Here is a 16,008-nt window from a genome sequence, read left to right on the forward strand (position 1 = left end):
TCTCCTTAATTCCATTTAAGGAGTGTGCTTATGAAATCCCAATCAAACCTTACCCAATTTTTAAGAGACAGTCAGTTTTACAAAACCATCCCGATTGTTGAAACCATTACAGTTGATACGCTCTCACCCATTCAAATTGTCGAGAAACTGAAACAGGATATTGTGTATTTGCTAGAAAGCAAAGACGAATCTTCTAGCTGGTCGAGATATTCCTTTATCGGATTACATCCTTTTTTAACATTACATGACGAGCAAGACCATTATATTGCTCGTGACGCTGCGGGAAAGTCAGTGATGCAAAAAGCGGAGCTGAAAGAGTTGCTTGACTGGATGAAAGAGCAATATCAAATCAAGACACCTGAAATTGATATCCCATTTACTGGCGGAGCCGTAGGGTACTTAAGTTACGACCTCATTCCCAACATTGAGCCGTCTGTCAAGCCGCATCCGAATGCATCAACAACAGATAATTGCACATTATTTGTTTGCCAAACAATGATCGCATTTGATCACGAAACAAACCAAGTTCATTTTATTCAGTACACGCAGCTGAACGGTCATGAAACAGACGAAGAAAAAATTCTGGTTTATCGAGAAAATCAAAAGCAGCTTGAACTGATGGTACAGCAGCTTCATACAAAAATTGATATGAAAGAACTGATTATCTCAGGGAATATGAATGAACCCCCTTCGTTTGAACAGGTGACGTCTACCTATGAAAAAGCAAAATTTTTAAAGGATGTCGAAAAAATCAAGGAGTACATTCGAGCGGGTGATATCTTCCAGGGTGTACTTTCTCAGCGTTTTGACATTCCAGTGACAGTGAGCTCATTTGAATTGTATCGTGTGCTTCGGATTGTCAATCCATCACCGTATATGTATTTTATGAAATTAAAAGATCGAGACTTAGTCGGAAGCTCGCCAGAACGATTAATCCATGCGAAAAACGGTCACTTAGAAATCCATCCAATTGCTGGTACAAGAAAACGAGGAATGACAAAAGAAGAAGATGATGCACTAGCAAGAGAGCTGCTCGATGATGAAAAAGAAAAAGCAGAACATTACATGCTAGTGGATCTGGCTCGAAATGATGTGGGGCGTGTGGCAGAATATGGCAGTGTGTCTGTCCCAACTTTTACAAAAGTCGTGAACTTTTCGCACGTCATGCACATTATTTCTATTGTGACAGGGAAGCTGAAGCAGGATACACATCCAGTAGACGCGCTTATGTCCGCTTTTCCAGCAGGCACATTGACAGGCGCCCCAAAAATTAGGGCGATGCAATTATTAAACGAAATGGAGCCTGAGCCAAGAGAGACGTATGGCGGCTGTATTGCCTATATTGGTTTCGACGGCAATATCGATTCCTGTATTACCATTCGCACAATGAGCGTCAAACATCAGACTGCTTCTATACAAGCAGGTGCCGGCATTGTCGCTGATTCCGTTCCAGAAAACGAATGGGAAGAGACGTGCAATAAGGCAGGAGCACTTCTAAAAGCCATTCAGCTTGCTGAACATATTTTCTCAGAAAAGGAGAGTATGCCAAATGAATCAACGACTATCAGCTCTTGTTAATGGAGGAAAACTATCAGAAAAAGAAGCGAATGGCCTGATGCATGATATGATGAGCGGCTCGTTAACAGATGCTGAAGTCGCTGCTAGTCTATCTATTTTAGCGCATCGAGGAGAAACAGCCGAAGAAATGACAGGCTTCGTGAAAGCCATGAGGCAGCATGCAGCGCCACTAGAAAGATCACTTGATGTCGTTGATACGTGCGGGACAGGAGGCGATGGTTTATCAACATTTAATATATCAACAGCTGCTGCCATCGTTGCTTCGGCTGCTGGGGCGAAAATCGCCAAGCACGGAAATCGTTCCGTCTCCTCTAAAAGCGGGAGTGCTGACGTGCTAGAATGTCTTGGTATTCAAATTCAATCCACACCTGAAGAAACAAGACGACAAATACAGCAGAAAAACATGGGCTTTTTATTTGCACCGCTCTATCATTCTTCTATGAAACAAGTAGCCGCCGTACGCAAGCAGCTCGGATTTCGGACGGTATTTAACTTATTAGGACCGCTTTGCCACCCGATGCAGGCCAAAAAGCAAATCATTGGTGTGTATGCAAAGGAAAAGGCAAAGCTCATGGCGAAAGCTCTTGCTCCTTTAGAGCCAGAACATGTCCTGTTTGTTTGCGGAGATGATGGGCTGGATGAATTAACCATTACAGCAAATTCATACATCATTGAACTCAAAAAAGGTGTCATGACAGAATATACGTTAAACCCAGAAGACTTCGGACTTGAAAAAGGGCATTTATCAGACATTCAGGTCCAATCACCAGAAGAAAGTGCCAAATTGATTCAGAATATATTGAATTATCAAGCGGGTGGAGCACCGCTTCATATTACAGCGCTTAATGCTGGGGCCGCATTATATGTGGCAGGAAAAGCAGAGAGTCTGATGGCAGGAACAATGAAAGCATTAGAAACGATCAAAAACGGATCAGCTAAAGAACAATTAGCCCGTCTAAAACAAAAAACGAAAGAGGAAGAGATCTATGCTTAATCAAATTATCGCCCGTAAAAAAGAACATGTGCAAACCTTGCAATTACCTGAGGAAGGACATTATGAAAGACAATCATTTAAAGAAGCCCTTATGAATCCTCACCGCTCGATCGGACTGATTGCTGAGGTGAAAAAAGCGTCTCCTTCCAAAGGCATCATTCAGCCTCATTTTGATCCTTTACAGACAGCAAAAGCATACGAAGCATCAAATGCAGATTGTTTATCTGTCTTAACGGATGAACCGTTTTTCCAAGGGAAAAACGAATATTTGTCTCTTATTAAAGAACACATCACACGTCCTATTCTAAGAAAAGATTTCATTATTGACTCTATACAAGTAGAAGAATCGAAACGGATAGGGGCAGATGCCATTTTATTAATTGGAGAGGTGCTTGAGCCGCAAAAGCTGTATGAGCTCTATACAGAAGCGAAAGAAAAAGGAATGGATGTCCTCGTTGAAGTACATGCAGCACATACACTAGAAAAGATCTTACACCTATTCACTCCTGAGATCATCGGTGTGAACAACCGGAATCTCAATACGTTTACAACAACTGTTGAACAAACAAAAGAGATCGCGCCACTTGTTCCAAAAGACGTATTACTAGTAAGTGAAAGTGGCATAAAGACATTTGATGATCTGACCTTTGTGAAACAGCACGGAGCAAATGCCGTTCTTGTTGGTGAATCTTTAATGAGGGAACAATCACAGGAGAAAGCCGTTCAGGCATTGTTCGGAGAATGAATAGGATGAAACCTTATTTAAAATATTGCGGGGCTGTCTCACAAGAGGATGTCGCATGCATCTCGCAATCACAAGCGGATGCCATCGGTTTTATTTTTGCTCCGAGTAAAAGACGAGTTCATCCAGATCAAGTGAAACACTGGCTGTCACAAGTAAAATGTAAAAAAGAGATAGTGGGGGTATTTGTGAATGAAAAAACACCAAAAGTGTGCGAGATCACAAACAACCTCCCCTTAGATATTGTGCAGCTTCATGGCGATGAGACGCCAGAAGTTGCAAATGACATTAAACAGCATACGAAGGCGCTCGTTTGGAAAGTGTTCCATCACGAGCCCGATGTAAACGACACACTTGAACATATGACGGCATTCGCTCCAAGTGTCGACGGTTTTCTCATTGATGCGAAAGTGAAAGGAATGAGAGGCGGTTCTGGAACAGCTTTTGCATGGGAGGCAGTGCCTTTATATGTTCAGCATGCAAAACAACTGGGAAAAACTTGCGCCATTGCTGGCGGGATCACGCCAGACACCATAACAGATCTGCTTGCTTTTGGTCCAGACGTCATAGACCTTTCAAGCGGTATAGAAGAAAACGGGAAGAAAAGCAGTACAAAGATGAAAGTGCTCGAAGAAAGGATGTTGAACCATGTACGCATATCCAAATGAGATTGGCAGATATGGAGAATTTGGAGGGAAATTCGTTCCTGAAACGCTCATGCAGCCACTAGAAGAGATCGAACAAGCTTTTCGTGAATTAAAAGAAGACCCTGCTTTTCAAAAGGAATATATATCGCTTTTGAAAAACTATTCAGGCAGACCAACTGCACTCACATACGCTGATCAATTATCGGCATATCTCGGCGGTGCTAAAATCTATTTAAAAAGAGAAGATTTAAACCATACAGGCGCTCATAAAATTAACAATGCGCTTGGGCAGGCACTGCTAGCGAAAAAAATGGGAAAATCAAATATCATCGCCGAAACAGGAGCAGGTCAGCACGGTGTAGCTGCTGCAACAGTGGCCGCAAAATTCGGTTTATCCTGCACTGTATTTATGGGAAAAGAAGATGTGGAAAGACAATCACTCAATGTGTTCCGAATGAAACTACTCGGCGCTGAAGTCATACCTGTCACAAGCGGGAACGGCACATTAAAGGATGCAACCAATGAAGCCATCCGCTATTGGGTCCAGCATTGCAGTGACCACTTTTATATGATCGGCTCAGTCGTTGGACCTCATCCGTATCCTCAAATCGTTAGTGAATTTCAGCGGATGATCGGAGATGAGGCAAAAGCACAGATACTTGAAAAGGAAGGGCAGCTTCCTCATAAAGTCGTTGCCTGTGTTGGCGGCGGGAGCAATGCGATAGGAATGTACCGGGCGTTCTTAGATGAAGAGGTCGATATCATTGGTGTAGAAGCTGCTGGGAAAGGAATCGACACTCCGCTTCATGCAGCAACCATCACGAAAGGGACAAAAGGTGTCATACATGGATCTTTGACATACTTGATCCAAGACGAATTTGGTCAAATTATTGAGCCTTATTCGATTTCAGCTGGATTAGACTATCCGGGGATCGGACCAGAGCATGCGTACTTGCATGCGAGCGGCCGGGTTCAATATGTGAGTGCGACAGATCAAGAAGCACTAGATGCGTTAAAGCTGCTCACAGAAAAAGAAGGAATCCTGCCAGCGATCGAATCTGCACATGCTTTAGCCAAAGCGTTTGAAATGAGCCAGAACATGAGTGAAGACGACATTGTCCTTGTCTGCTTGTCAGGCAGAGGAGATAAGGACGTGCATACATTAATGAATGTGCTTGAAAGTGAGGGTGAAACAAAATGATCACATTTCAATTAGAGCAAGGTCAGAAATTATTTATTCCATTTATTACAGCGGGTGATCCATCAGAAGAGATCACCATTGATTTAGCCCTCGCACTTCAATCAGCAGGGGCACATGCGATTGAACTAGGTGTGCCGTATTCCGATCCGTTAGCGGACGGCCCTGTCATTCAAAGAGCTTCTAAAAGAGCACTTCATCATGGTATGAATATCGTAAAAGCGATAGAATTAGCAGGAAAGATGAAAAAAAATGGCGTAAAAATTCCTGTAATTCTATTTACGTATTATAATCCTGTGTTACAATTAGACACAGAATACTTTTTCGCTTTACTGCGCAAAAATCATATTTCGGGACTCTTAACACCCGACTTGCCTTTTGAAGAGAGCAGCGAGCTGCAGAAGAACTGTCAAGCACACGACATTTCATATATATCACTCGTTGCACCAACAAGCAAGGAACGATTAGAAAAAATTGTAGAGCAGGCAGAAGGTTTTGTGTATTGTGTTTCATCTCTCGGCGTCACAGGTGTCAGACAATCTTTCGACGCATCGATTACAGATTTTATTCAACAAGTGAAACAGCTGAGTCAAATACCAGTTGCTGTAGGTTTTGGTATTTCAACAAGAGAACAAGTAGACTCAATGAATAAAATGAGTGATGGTGTCGTTGTCGGCAGTGCGCTTGTCAAAAAAATTGAAGAGCTTCAAGAACAATTAGTAGCGAGTGATACACGCCAAGAGGCTTTAAGAGAATTTGAAACATATGCAAAAACATTTAGTCCCCTCTATTCATTCAAATGAGGTGAAACATTTTGCAAATCAAAGATCAATTAAAACAGCTAAAACCGTATCAACCTGGGAAACCAATTGAAGAGGTCAAAAAAGAATATCAATTAGACAAAATTGTGAAATTGGCTTCAAATGAAAACCCTTTTGGATGTTCCACACATGCAAGAGAGGCCATACAAGCTGAACTTGAACATTTAGCGATTTATCCAGACGGATACAGCGCAAGTTTAAGAACGGAACTGGCTGAGTTTCTTCAAGTAAATGAAAAACAATTAATATTCGGGAATGGCTCAGATGAACTTGTGCAAATTATTGCTAGGGCATTCCTTGATCAACATACAAATACGGTGATCCCATCTCCGTCATTCCCGCAATACCGTCACAATGCAGTAATTGAGCATGCAGAGATTAGAGAAGTACCACTTCTAAATGGAGGAGCTCATGATCTAAAGGGAATGCTGAATGCGATGGATGACAACACAAAAGTCGTTTGGGTGTGTAATCCGAACAATCCGACAGGAAATCATTTGTCAGAGTCTGAGCTCGTATCGTTTTTAGATCAAGTGCCTGCTCACGTGCTTGTCGTTTTAGACGAAGCATATTTTGAATATGTTCGTGCGGAAGACTTTCCGAACAGTTTATCTCTATTAAAAGCCTATCAAAATGTCATTGTACTGCGCACGTTCTCTAAAGCATATGGACTTGCGGCACTTCGAGTAGGTTATGGGGTTGCCTCAGAGGAGTTGATTACCGCCATTGAACCTGCGAGAGAGCCATTTAATACAAGTCGTATCGCTCAGGCAGCTGCACGTGCAGCCATTAAAGATCAAGACTTCATTCAATCGTGCAGACAAAAAAATGAAGCAGGTCTCAAGCAATATCAAGAATTTGCGGAACGTTTTGGACTATTTATCTATCCATCTCAAACAAACTTTGTGCTGATTGACTTTAAAAGAGATGCAGATGAGCTGTTCAATGCACTTTTGAAAAAGGGCTATATCGTTCGATCTGGTAAAGCTCTCGGATTCCCAACTTCTTTGCGTATTACTGTTGGAACAAAGGAGCAAAATGAAGAAATCTTAACTACACTTGCCGATTTATTACAAGGCATCCGTGCGTAGCATAACAATGAAGTCATATCCTGTTTATGGGATATGGCTTTCGTTGTAACTCATCCAATATACATATAAGCTATTGAAACAGCTTGTTTAATTTTCGCGAAAAATCAGGTGATGAACATGAATGAAGCAAACGAAACCATATTAATCGCTGGACTTGGTTTAATTGGTGGTTCTATTGCACTGTCGATTAAAAAAGAATTTCCACATAAAAAAATTGTAGGCTATGATGTCTCTAAAGAACAAATGATTGCTGCAACAAAACTAGGGATCATCGACGCGACTGCCGAGTCCTTTATAGAAGGCTTAAAAGCATCAGCAACGATTATTTTGGCAACGCCAGTACAACAAACCGTCAAAATGTTAAGTGATATTGCAGCATCTGGAATTGAAAGAGAGCTCACGATTACGGATGTAGGGAGCACAAAGCAAAAGGTCGTTCACTTTGCTGAAAAAACGTTGCCTGATCATTACCAATTTATTGGCGGGCATCCGATGGCAGGGTCTCATAAATCAGGTGTCATTGCAGCGAAAGACTTTTTATTTGAAAATGCATTCTACATTTTAACGCCAGCAAAGGTAACAAGTCGTCAGGCTGTTGACCGTTTGAAGGATCTGCTGAAGGGAACCAATGCTCATTTCATTGAAATGACACCCGAAGAACATGATGCTGTGACAAGTGTGATTAGTCACTTTCCACACATCGTCGCTGCCAGTCTTGTGCATCAAGCGCATCATTTTGAAGAAGAATTTCCTCTTGTAAAACGGTTTGCTGCTGGAGGCTTTCGAGATATTACCCGTATTGCATCAAGTAATCCTGCAATGTGGCGCGATATCCTTTTGCACAATAAAAACAAGATTTTAGACCGGTTCTATGAATGGAAAAAAGAGATTGACCGCATTGAATCCTTTGTGCAACAAGAAGATGCTGAGGGGTTATTCTCTTATTTCCAAGAGGCCAAGGAATATCGCGACGGCCTGCCTCTGAGGAAAAAAGGAGCGATCCCTGCTTTTTATGATCTTTATGTCGATGTGCCGGATCATCCTGGTGTTATTTCGGAAATTACAGGATATCTAGCAAATGAAAACATTAGTATTACAAATATCCGTATTATTGAAACGCGAGAAGACATTAACGGGATTTTACGCATCAGTTTTCAAACAGATGACGATCGAAAGCGGGCAGAACTCTGTATAAAAAATAGAGCAAATTACGATACATTTTATGCTGATTGAGGTGAGGAACATGAAAATTCATAAAAGTGCTCCTATGAATGGAGAAATTCATATTCCAGGAGATAAATCCATTTCTCATAGATCTGTGATGTTTGGCGCTATTGCTGACGGGACTACAGTAGTAAAAAACTTTCTACCTGGCGCTGATTGTTTAAGCACGATTGATTGTTTTAGAAAGATGGGTGTCGACATCGAACAAAAAGGTACAGATGTTGTCATTCATGGTAAGGGACTAAAAGGACTTAAAGAGCCGAGCGATATTCTCGATGTTGGTAACTCTGGCACGACTATTCGTTTAATGATGGGAATCTTGGCTGGCTGTGAGTTCCACAGTACGCTGATCGGTGACGAAAGTATTGCCAAAAGACCGATGAAACGGGTAACAGGTCCGCTAAGACAATTGGGAGCCAAGATAGATGGCAGAGCAAATGGCGAGTATACACCACTTTCTATACGTGGGGGTAATTTAAAAGCTATCTCTTATGAGTCTCCAGTTGCCAGTGCCCAGATTAAGTCGGCTGTCCTTCTAGCTGGGCTGCAGGCAGAAGGAACAACGACGTTAACTGAACCGCATAAATCAAGAGACCATACCGAAAGAATGTTATCAATGTTTGGTGTCTCGCTACATGAAGATGCACAAAGTGTTTCAATTGAAGGTGGACAAACGTTAAAAGCAACAGATGTATTTGTACCTGGAGATATTTCTTCAGCTGCATTTTTCTTAGTGGCTGGATCTATCGTTCCAAACAGCCGGATTGTATTGAGAAATGTCGGTTTGAACAAAACGAGAACTGGTATTATAGATGTGCTAAAACAAATGGGTGCAGACCTCGACATTCAAGAAGTGGATGCTAAAGGCGGAGAACCGTACGGTGATTTAACGATCTCTACCTCTTCATTAAAAGGGATCGACATTTCAGGTGATATGATCTCTAGACTCATCGACGAAATTCCTATTATTGCGCTCCTAGCTACTCAAGCAGAAGGAACAACGATCATTAAAGATGCCGCTGAATTAAAAGTGAAAGAAACCAATCGTATTGATACAGTCGTTTCAGAACTTAAAAAACTAGGTGCTCATATTGAAGCAACAGATGATGGAATGAAGATTCATGGTAAAACGAGCCTTAAAGGCGGCGCAGTCGTCTCAAGCTACGGAGATCATCGAATTGGTATGATGTTAGGAATTGCGGCATGTATAACAGAGCAAGCAATCGAGATTGAAGATACAGATGCAGTACGTGTATCTTACCCAAATTTCTTTGAACACATTGAATACTTAACGCAAACAGTCTGAGGATTTCCTCAGGCTTTTTCTTTCCTTTTGCATATTTGAAAGAACTATAGCATAGCTTGTCTCAAGGTGAAACCTTGAAAAAAAGCATTTTGCTGATTCAAAAACAATTTTTTAGCGTATTCGGTTTACAAATCGTCAGTTTAGTAAAGTATTGATTGAAAAAGAGTCTTCAAAACACAAAAATGGCCTCATGTTAAAAGAGCAACATATTTGCTGGATATGCAGCTGTCGATTATGATATGAAGTAACAACAGTTTAGGTTTTTGGAAACAGAAAGGAACGGTTTGATTTGAATAGTTCATTACAAGAAGCCATAAAATTAGTTGAGGCGGGTGAGACTGAAAAGGGACTCCAAACACTTGCTCAAGCAGAGAAGCATCTTCATGATGAAGAAAAAGCGCAGGCAGCTCAGTTATATTATGACTGGGGAGATATTGATAAAGCACGGAATCTCATTAGTGATTTACATGATTTATATCCAGAAGAAACAGGATTAACCTGTTTTTATGCAGAGCTGTTAATAGACTCTGATGAAGAAGAGAAGGCAATAGCAGTTCTTGAAACGATTCCTGAAGATGACGATGCGTATCCAGAGAGTTTATTGTTAATGGCAGATTTGTATCAAATGCAAGGACTATTTGAAGTCAGTGAACAAAAGCTTTTAAAAGCGAAAGAGTTACTACCTCATGAAGCCGTCATTGATTTTGCTTTAGGAGAATTGTATTTTTCTCAAGGTCTTTCAAAGAAAGCAGCCGACTATTTCTACAAAGTGGCCGATCAACAAAATGAAATTGGCGGTGTCAATGTATATCAGCGGCTCGCTGAATCATTAAGCACAGCTGGAGAATTTGAAGATGCCCTTGAATGGTATGAAAAGGCTGTAAAGGATCAAGTGGATCCAAATACACTTTTTGGCTACGGATTTACAGCGATGAGGGCTGGCAGAACGAAAACGGCTATTCAGCAGCTTTCTGAACTAAAAGATATTGATCCTTCGTATTCGTCACTTTATATGCCTTTAGCTAAAAGCTATGAGGAAGAAGGACTATATCATGAAGCTTTAGAGATAGTAAAAGAAGGAATTAAAGTGGATGAGTATAACAAAGAGTTATATTTATATGGGGCAAAGATTGATTTGAAAAATGGCCATTCGGAAGATGCGAAAAAATTGCTTCAAGAAGCACTTGCTCTTGATCCAGGATATATTGAAGCGGTTCAAACGCTGCTTGCGATCTATTTAAATGAAGAGCTGTTTGATGAAATTCTGGATGTGATTAAAGAGGTTAAAAGCTTTGGGGAAGAAGATCCAAAATGGAATTGGTATGCTGCTTCTGCTTCTGTCGGACGAGAAGAATACGATGAAGCCGCTGAGTATTTCAAACTTGCTCTGCCTGATTTTGATGAGGAACGTGACTTTTTATATGAATATGCTTCGTTCCTTTTAGAAGAAGGCAGACAAAAAGAAGCCTTGCCGTTATTACGAAAAGTTCTTCAGAAAGATGGCACGAATGAAGAAATTGAAGAAACGATTTTAAGAATTGAAGACGAAATTTCCTTATAGTTTGCAGGAATGAAGAACTGGTTTGTTGAATAATTCATGTATAGCAATTTAATTTACGATAGAGGAGGGAATAACATGCAGACCCCTGTTTCTGTCAATGAAAAGAAGGAATTTATCCGGTGGTTCTTAAACCATTATCAGTTAAAGCGAAGAGAGTGTGTTTGGATATTAAATTATTTAATGAGTCACGACTCTTTGATGGAAAAGGTTCATTTTGTAGAGCAAGCAGAATTTTGCCCAAGGGGAATTATTATGTCAACACACTGTGTGGATGAAGTTCCCTTTAGATTTTATAAAGAAAATATCATGACGACAGATGCAGAAAAATCATTTCATGATATTCGTTTGAATAAACAGCAAGATTTGTTTATTCAATTGAATTTCCGATCTGCATATCGTTCGCCGGAATATGCCGCTGTACTTGAAACAAATCCTCATATTCCTAAAGATCTTTATGAAAATGAAAAAGATAAAGATCTTGCTGAGAAAGTGCTAGAGCATTCTATTGCTACTTTCCAAAAAGAACGGCTGATGAAAGAAATCGATGAAGCGCTTGACCGTCATGATCAAGAAACATTTAATAAGTTAGCAAAAGAATTAAGCCTATTATCATAAACCAAGCCAATAAGCCTTGCCCTATACAGGCAGGGCTTATGTGATGAAAGAGGGGAACTAGATGAAGTTTCAGGCGGAGGACGCGGATCTCTTTTTACAATCTAAAGATTACATTGATACCGCTATCATTCCATTAGTTGGGATAGATGCAAGCCATATCAAACAAACCGTGTCTTTAGGTGAGTTTACAATACTTGTGGCAGAGGATCTTGAAAGGCAACTGAAAGGCAGAGTGTTTCTTTTTCCTCCACATACATATTTAGAAGTAAATCATCGTAAGCAAGAAGACATACTTGCAGTAAAACAATCATTGCAAGAACATTTTCAGCATGTTGTGTTTATCACATCTGATAACAAATGGAAAGAACAGCTAGAAGTGATCGAATCGGCATTTATATTGCAGTCTGTTCCGCTTGAGCATTTAAAGGTCAATTTAAAGCAAAAAGTCATTCAAGACAGTGTAGAACAAATTTTGAACTTTTTGTTACAAAAATGGAACCCTTCATAAAAACCCTTACATTTGCATTGTACATAGCTTTTTAGGCTGTTGACCTTGTGAATAGATTGATATATTATGAGGGTGTCCTAGTTTTATGAAATTTTTTCTAATTCAGTTATAAAGTAGCTGACGACCTGAGGGGGGGAGAAAAAAATGAGCGAGAAGAGACATGGAGTGTCCAGGCGTCAATTTTTGAATTACACGTTGACCGGCGTGGGGGGATTTATGGCCGCTGGAATGCTCATGCCTATGGTTCGCTTTGCGCTTGACCCTGTGCTAAAAGGAACAGAGGATCAGGATATGGTTCAAGTTGTCAGTGTAGATGAACTGACAAAAGAACCGAAGCGCTTTGACTTTAAAATTGATCAAGTAGATGCATGGTATGAGTCAAAGGAATCTAGGTCTGCATGGGTGTACAAAGAAGGGGATGAAATTGTCGCTTTATCGCCAATCTGTAAACATTTGGGATGTACAGTGAACTGGAACAGTGATCCGAAAAATCCAAACAAATTTTTCTGCCCATGCCATTATGGGCTGTACGACAAGGATGGTACAAACGTACCCGGAACTCCACCGCTTGCACCGCTTGATCATTATAAGCAGCAAGTGAAGGACGGATACCTCTATCTTGGAAAAGCTGTGCCGAAAGGGGAAGGGTAACGATGCTTAACAAGATTTACGATTGGGTAGATGAGCGGCTGGACATCACACCGATATGGAGAGACATTGCGGATCATGAAGTGCCTGAGCACGTCAATCCAGCACATCATTTCTCTGCTTTTGTGTATTGTTTTGGCGGTTTAACGTTTTTTGTGACGGTCATTCAAGTCCTTTCGGGCATGTTTTTAACGATGTATTATGTACCGGATATTAAAAACGCATGGGAATCTGTCTATTATTTGCAAAATGAAGTGGCATTCGGACAGATTGTAAGAGGGATGCACCACTGGGGTGCGAGTCTAGTCATTGTTATGATGTTTTTACATACGCTGAGGGTCTTTTTCCAAGGGGCGTATAAAAAGCCTAGAGAGCTAAACTGGATTGTCGGTGTGCTCATTTTCTTTGTGATGCTTGGACTTGGTTTTACAGGATATCTTTTACCGTGGGATATGAAGGCGCTATTTGCGACGAAGGTTGGTCTTCAAATTGCAGAGGCGACACCTTTCATTGGGAAAGAGATTAAAACGCTGCTTGCAGGTCATCCTGACATTGTAGGTGCACAAACGCTGACGAGATTTTTCGCTATCCATGTCTTTTTCTTGCCAGCGGCATTATTTGGGCTGATGGCTGCCCACTTTATTATGATTCGTAAGCAAGGAATTTCTGGACCGCTGTAAAATTTTGCGTTTGATGAATGTTCAATGAGGAGGGGATGACTTTGCATAGGGGAAAAGGGATGAAGTTTGTCGGAGATTCCAGAATACCGGCAGAAAGAAAACCTAACATACCTAAAGACTATTCCGAATATCCGGGAAAAACCGAAGCCTTTTGGCCGAACTTTCTTTTAAAGGAATGGCTTGTAGGTGCTGTTTTTTTAATTGGATTTCTTGTCCTAACTGTTGTTCATGCACCTCCGCTTGAGCGGATGGCTGATCCGACAGATACGGGCTATATTCCGCTGCCAGACTGGTATTTCCTATTTTTGTACCAGTTGTTAAAATATGAGTTTGCTGCAGGGAGCTATACGGTAGTTGGCGCAATGATTATGCCTGGAATTGCGTTTGGTGCTCTTTTACTCGCACCATTTCTTGATTCTGGTCCTGAACGCAGGCCATATCGAAGACCAATTGCAGTTGGGATGATGATTCTTGCAGTTGGTGCAGCAACCTATTTAACATGGGAGTCTGTTGCTACTCATGACTGGGAAGCAGCTGCGAAGCAAGGTGAAATCAAGAAAGAAGCAGAGATTGATACCTCAGCTGAAGAGTATAAAATCTATCAAGAGCAGACATGTATCTCCTGTCACGGAGATAATATGCAAGGCGGGGCAGCTGGACCGTCACTTGTTGACAATGGTTTAGCACCAGAGGAAATTGCGAAAATCGCTGTAGAAGGTAAAGGCAACATGCCTAAGGGCATTTTTAAAGGCAGCGATGAAGAACTTGAAAAGCTCTCGAAATATTTATCTGAGGTCAAATCTAAATAATTCAGTTGTTTAAATGCAAGTACAAGGATATACTCAAAAGGAGAAAAAAGCTGGCGCTGTCAGCTTTTTTCTGATTTTAACAGATCGTGAGTGAAGAGAAATATGAGATGGATTCAATATCTGCTAGCCACACGCTACATGCTTGTGCTGGTGCTCATTGTCAACTTTCTTGGTACTGTGTACGGCTACTACTGGTATATCCCGCAGCTCGTTGAGACGCCGGCTATCTTTTTACCTTTTGTTCCAGACAGTCCGACGGCAAGCTTTTTCTTTTTATTTGTATTACTAGCCTTTCTAATGAAACGCCATGCTCCTTATTTTGAAGCGTTGGCCCTTGTCACCTTGATCAAATATGGATTATGGGCTGTAGGGATGAATCTTTTCGTGCTCGTTTCTGTTGATGATTTTCCGTGGGAAGGATATATGCTAATTGGTTCGCACTTTGCGATGGCGGTACAGGCTGTGTTATTTGCGCCGTATTATCGTTTTCACATGCGTCATTTGGTTGTAGCAGGGATATGGATTTTACATAATGATGTGATTGATTATGTATTTGGAATGATGCCGCGTTATTCTATGCTTTCTGCCTATTCAAATGAGATCGGCTACGTGACGTTTTGGTTAAGTATTGCCGTTCTTCTTATTTCGTATTATCTTGTCATCTCGAAAAAATCGGTCAAGCTTGAACTCCCTTAACAATGTTGGTCTAACCTTGTCCTTTTCTTCATACGCTGTATGGAGAAAGGCTAGGAGGGACTTGCATGAAACGAAAGTCAATCGCGATGATTCTATTATTATTTCTCGTCTTGCATCCAGCTGCTGCAAAAGGTGAGGAAACAACAGCTGCTAAAGCTCTGCAAGAATTAACGGAACTATCAGATTCAATCTTTCAATTAACGAGACAAGCTAAATATGATGAGGCATTACAAGTTGCATTGTATGCTGAAAAGACATTTAAAGCTGAGAATTGGCGTGGAACTCTGACGAATACGCAGGTTCGGCAAATTACACTTGGCTATCAAGATATCATTAAAGGACTCCCGCAGGAAGACTTAAATGAGCGCGAAAAACTTCGGTATGCCTCTCAGTTTAGAATGCTTCTCGATGCGATACAATCAAATTCAGAACCTCTTTGGGGATCTCTCGAGAAGCCGATTATGGGGTCTTTTCCGACATTAAAGAAAGAAGTAAAAGATCCAGAATCGACGACGTTCTATGAAACTTGGAATGAGCTGGTTTCATTGTATGATATGATTTATCCGAGTTTAACCATTGATATCTCGCCTGAAAAGCTGCAAACGATTAAGCAGCACATGGAAGTAATTGAACAAGGTGAATTTTTAAAAGCATCGAGTGGGACAAAGCTTGAGCGTCTCACGAAACTCGAAGAAGATTTATCAAGTGTGTTTGCGAACGTTGATCAAGATGAAGCGGATCCATCACTTTTATGGGTCATTTTAACAACAGGAAGTATGATTTTACTCACTTTAACGTATGTTGGGTTTAGGAAATACCGTGCTGAAAAAGAAAAAAAGCAAAAGAGACAAGCCGATTATCCAAAGTCATAAAAAAAGAAGCACCGTTAT

The 16,008-nt window shown here is 40.9% G+C and carries 17 protein-coding genes; all 17 read left to right on the forward strand.

Features of this window, described 5'->3' with window-relative positions; all coding sequences use genetic code 11:
• Positions 1–30 precede the first annotated feature (30 nt).
• The 17 genes from trpE (at position 31) to ypjB (ending at position 15,990) form a co-directional block, all read left to right on the forward strand.
• Complete coding sequence (trpE, locus tag BA79_RS11820; RefSeq protein ID WP_035702915.1) at positions 31–1,578, forward strand: anthranilate synthase component I; 1,548 nt, start codon at positions 31–33, stop codon at positions 1,576–1,578.
• Positions 1,550–2,572 (forward strand): anthranilate phosphoribosyltransferase, encoded by a 1,023-nt coding sequence (gene trpD, locus BA79_RS11825; protein WP_035702918.1) that lies wholly within the window; start codon positions 1,550–1,552, stop codon positions 2,570–2,572. Before trpE ends, trpD begins: the two co-directional genes overlap by 29 nt.
• Positions 2,565–3,317, forward strand: coding sequence for an indole-3-glycerol phosphate synthase TrpC (trpC, locus tag BA79_RS11830; RefSeq protein WP_035702919.1), 753 nt, complete (start codon positions 2,565–2,567; stop codon positions 3,315–3,317). The genes trpD and trpC overlap by 8 nt, the downstream gene beginning before the upstream one ends.
• Positions 3,314–3,982, forward strand: coding sequence for a phosphoribosylanthranilate isomerase (locus tag BA79_RS11835; RefSeq protein WP_035702921.1), 669 nt, complete (start codon positions 3,314–3,316; stop codon positions 3,980–3,982). Before trpC ends, BA79_RS11835 begins: the two co-directional genes overlap by 4 nt.
• Positions 3,963–5,162: a tryptophan synthase subunit beta gene (gene trpB / locus BA79_RS11840; protein ID WP_007500937.1), complete on the forward strand. Its 1,200-nt coding sequence runs from the start codon at positions 3,963–3,965 to the stop codon at positions 5,160–5,162. The genes BA79_RS11835 and trpB overlap by 20 nt, the downstream gene beginning before the upstream one ends.
• A complete protein-coding gene (gene trpA / locus BA79_RS11845) occupies positions 5,159–5,962 on the forward strand; it encodes a tryptophan synthase subunit alpha (protein ID WP_007500934.1) in 804 nt (267 codons plus the stop codon). Before trpB ends, trpA begins: the two co-directional genes overlap by 4 nt.
• Positions 5,963–5,973: 11 nt before the next feature.
• Complete coding sequence (gene hisC / locus BA79_RS11850; protein ID WP_035702922.1) at positions 5,974–7,071, forward strand: histidinol-phosphate transaminase; 1,098 nt, start codon at positions 5,974–5,976, stop codon at positions 7,069–7,071.
• Between the two features lie 117 nt (positions 7,072–7,188).
• Positions 7,189–8,304, forward strand: coding sequence for a prephenate dehydrogenase (locus tag BA79_RS11855; protein WP_035702923.1), 1,116 nt, complete (start codon positions 7,189–7,191; stop codon positions 8,302–8,304).
• 10 nt (positions 8,305–8,314) lie between these two features.
• On the forward strand, positions 8,315–9,601 hold the full coding sequence (gene aroA / locus BA79_RS11860; protein WP_024718513.1) for a 3-phosphoshikimate 1-carboxyvinyltransferase: 1,287 nt from the start codon (positions 8,315–8,317) through the stop codon (positions 9,599–9,601).
• Between the two features lie 289 nt (positions 9,602–9,890).
• Complete coding sequence (locus BA79_RS11865) at positions 9,891–11,162, forward strand: tetratricopeptide repeat protein (RefSeq protein ID WP_035702924.1); 1,272 nt, start codon at positions 9,891–9,893, stop codon at positions 11,160–11,162.
• Positions 11,163–11,237: 75 nt separating this feature from the next.
• Positions 11,238–11,777 carry a ReoY family proteolytic degradation factor gene (locus BA79_RS11870; protein WP_008344562.1) on the forward strand — a complete coding sequence of 180 codons (540 nt, stop codon included), beginning with the start codon at positions 11,238–11,240 and terminating at the stop codon, positions 11,775–11,777.
• Between the two features lie 61 nt (positions 11,778–11,838).
• On the forward strand, positions 11,839–12,285 hold the full coding sequence (locus BA79_RS11875; protein WP_035702925.1) for a YpiF family protein: 447 nt from the start codon (positions 11,839–11,841) through the stop codon (positions 12,283–12,285).
• Between the two features lie 144 nt (positions 12,286–12,429).
• Positions 12,430–12,936, forward strand: a complete 507-nt coding sequence (locus BA79_RS11880; RefSeq protein ID WP_007500911.1) for a ubiquinol-cytochrome c reductase iron-sulfur subunit — start codon at positions 12,430–12,432, stop codon at positions 12,934–12,936.
• A gap of 2 nt (positions 12,937–12,938) precedes the next feature.
• Complete coding sequence (gene qcrB / locus BA79_RS11885) at positions 12,939–13,613, forward strand: menaquinol-cytochrome c reductase cytochrome b subunit (RefSeq protein WP_003215804.1); 675 nt, start codon at positions 12,939–12,941, stop codon at positions 13,611–13,613.
• 41 nt (positions 13,614–13,654) lie between these two features.
• A complete protein-coding gene (locus BA79_RS11890) occupies positions 13,655–14,422 on the forward strand; it encodes a menaquinol-cytochrome c reductase cytochrome b/c subunit (RefSeq protein ID WP_008344567.1) in 768 nt (255 codons plus the stop codon).
• A 102-nt stretch (positions 14,423–14,524) separates the two neighbouring features.
• Positions 14,525–15,118, forward strand: a complete 594-nt coding sequence (gene lhaT, locus BA79_RS11895) for a lipoprotein heptaprenylglyceryl N-acetyltransferase LhaT (protein ID WP_035702928.1) — start codon at positions 14,525–14,527, stop codon at positions 15,116–15,118.
• Between the two features lie 65 nt (positions 15,119–15,183).
• Positions 15,184–15,990 carry a sporulation protein YpjB gene (gene ypjB, locus BA79_RS11900; RefSeq protein ID WP_008344572.1) on the forward strand — a complete coding sequence of 269 codons (807 nt, stop codon included), beginning with the start codon at positions 15,184–15,186 and terminating at the stop codon, positions 15,988–15,990.
• Positions 15,991–16,008: the final 18 nt, after the last annotated feature.

The sequence above is a fragment of the Bacillus altitudinis 41KF2b genome, assembly GCF_000691145.1.
Lineage (GTDB): Bacteria > Bacillota > Bacilli > Bacillales > Bacillaceae > Bacillus > Bacillus altitudinis.

What these genes read in the sequence shown, in the direction of transcription:
- BA79_RS11870 (WP_008344562.1), top strand. Translation starts at nt 11,238, where the DNA reads ATGCAGACCCCTGTTTCTGTCAATGAAAAGAAGGAATTTATCCGGTGG.
- trpA (WP_007500934.1), top strand. Translation starts at nt 5,159, where the DNA reads ATGATCACATTTCAATTAGAGCAAGGTCAGAAATTATTTATTCCATTT.
- aroA (WP_024718513.1), top strand. Translation starts at nt 8,315, where the DNA reads ATGAAAATTCATAAAAGTGCTCCTATGAATGGAGAAATTCATATTCCA.
- trpD (WP_035702918.1), top strand. Translation starts at nt 1,550, where the DNA reads ATGAATCAACGACTATCAGCTCTTGTTAATGGAGGAAAACTATCAGAA.
- BA79_RS11855 (WP_035702923.1), top strand. Translation starts at nt 7,189, where the DNA reads ATGAATGAAGCAAACGAAACCATATTAATCGCTGGACTTGGTTTAATT.
- BA79_RS11875 (WP_035702925.1), top strand. Translation starts at nt 11,839, where the DNA reads ATGAAGTTTCAGGCGGAGGACGCGGATCTCTTTTTACAATCTAAAGAT.
- qcrB (WP_003215804.1), top strand. Translation starts at nt 12,939, where the DNA reads ATGCTTAACAAGATTTACGATTGGGTAGATGAGCGGCTGGACATCACA.
- trpB (WP_007500937.1), top strand. Translation starts at nt 3,963, where the DNA reads ATGTACGCATATCCAAATGAGATTGGCAGATATGGAGAATTTGGAGGG.
- BA79_RS11835 (WP_035702921.1), top strand. Translation starts at nt 3,314, where the DNA reads ATGAATAGGATGAAACCTTATTTAAAATATTGCGGGGCTGTCTCACAA.
- BA79_RS11880 (WP_007500911.1), top strand. Translation starts at nt 12,430, where the DNA reads ATGAGCGAGAAGAGACATGGAGTGTCCAGGCGTCAATTTTTGAATTAC.
- trpC (WP_035702919.1), top strand. Translation starts at nt 2,565, where the DNA reads ATGCTTAATCAAATTATCGCCCGTAAAAAAGAACATGTGCAAACCTTG.
- lhaT (WP_035702928.1), top strand. Translation starts at nt 14,525, where the DNA reads ATGAGATGGATTCAATATCTGCTAGCCACACGCTACATGCTTGTGCTG.
- ypjB (WP_008344572.1), top strand. Translation starts at nt 15,184, where the DNA reads ATGAAACGAAAGTCAATCGCGATGATTCTATTATTATTTCTCGTCTTG.
- trpE (WP_035702915.1), top strand. Translation starts at nt 31, where the DNA reads ATGAAATCCCAATCAAACCTTACCCAATTTTTAAGAGACAGTCAGTTT.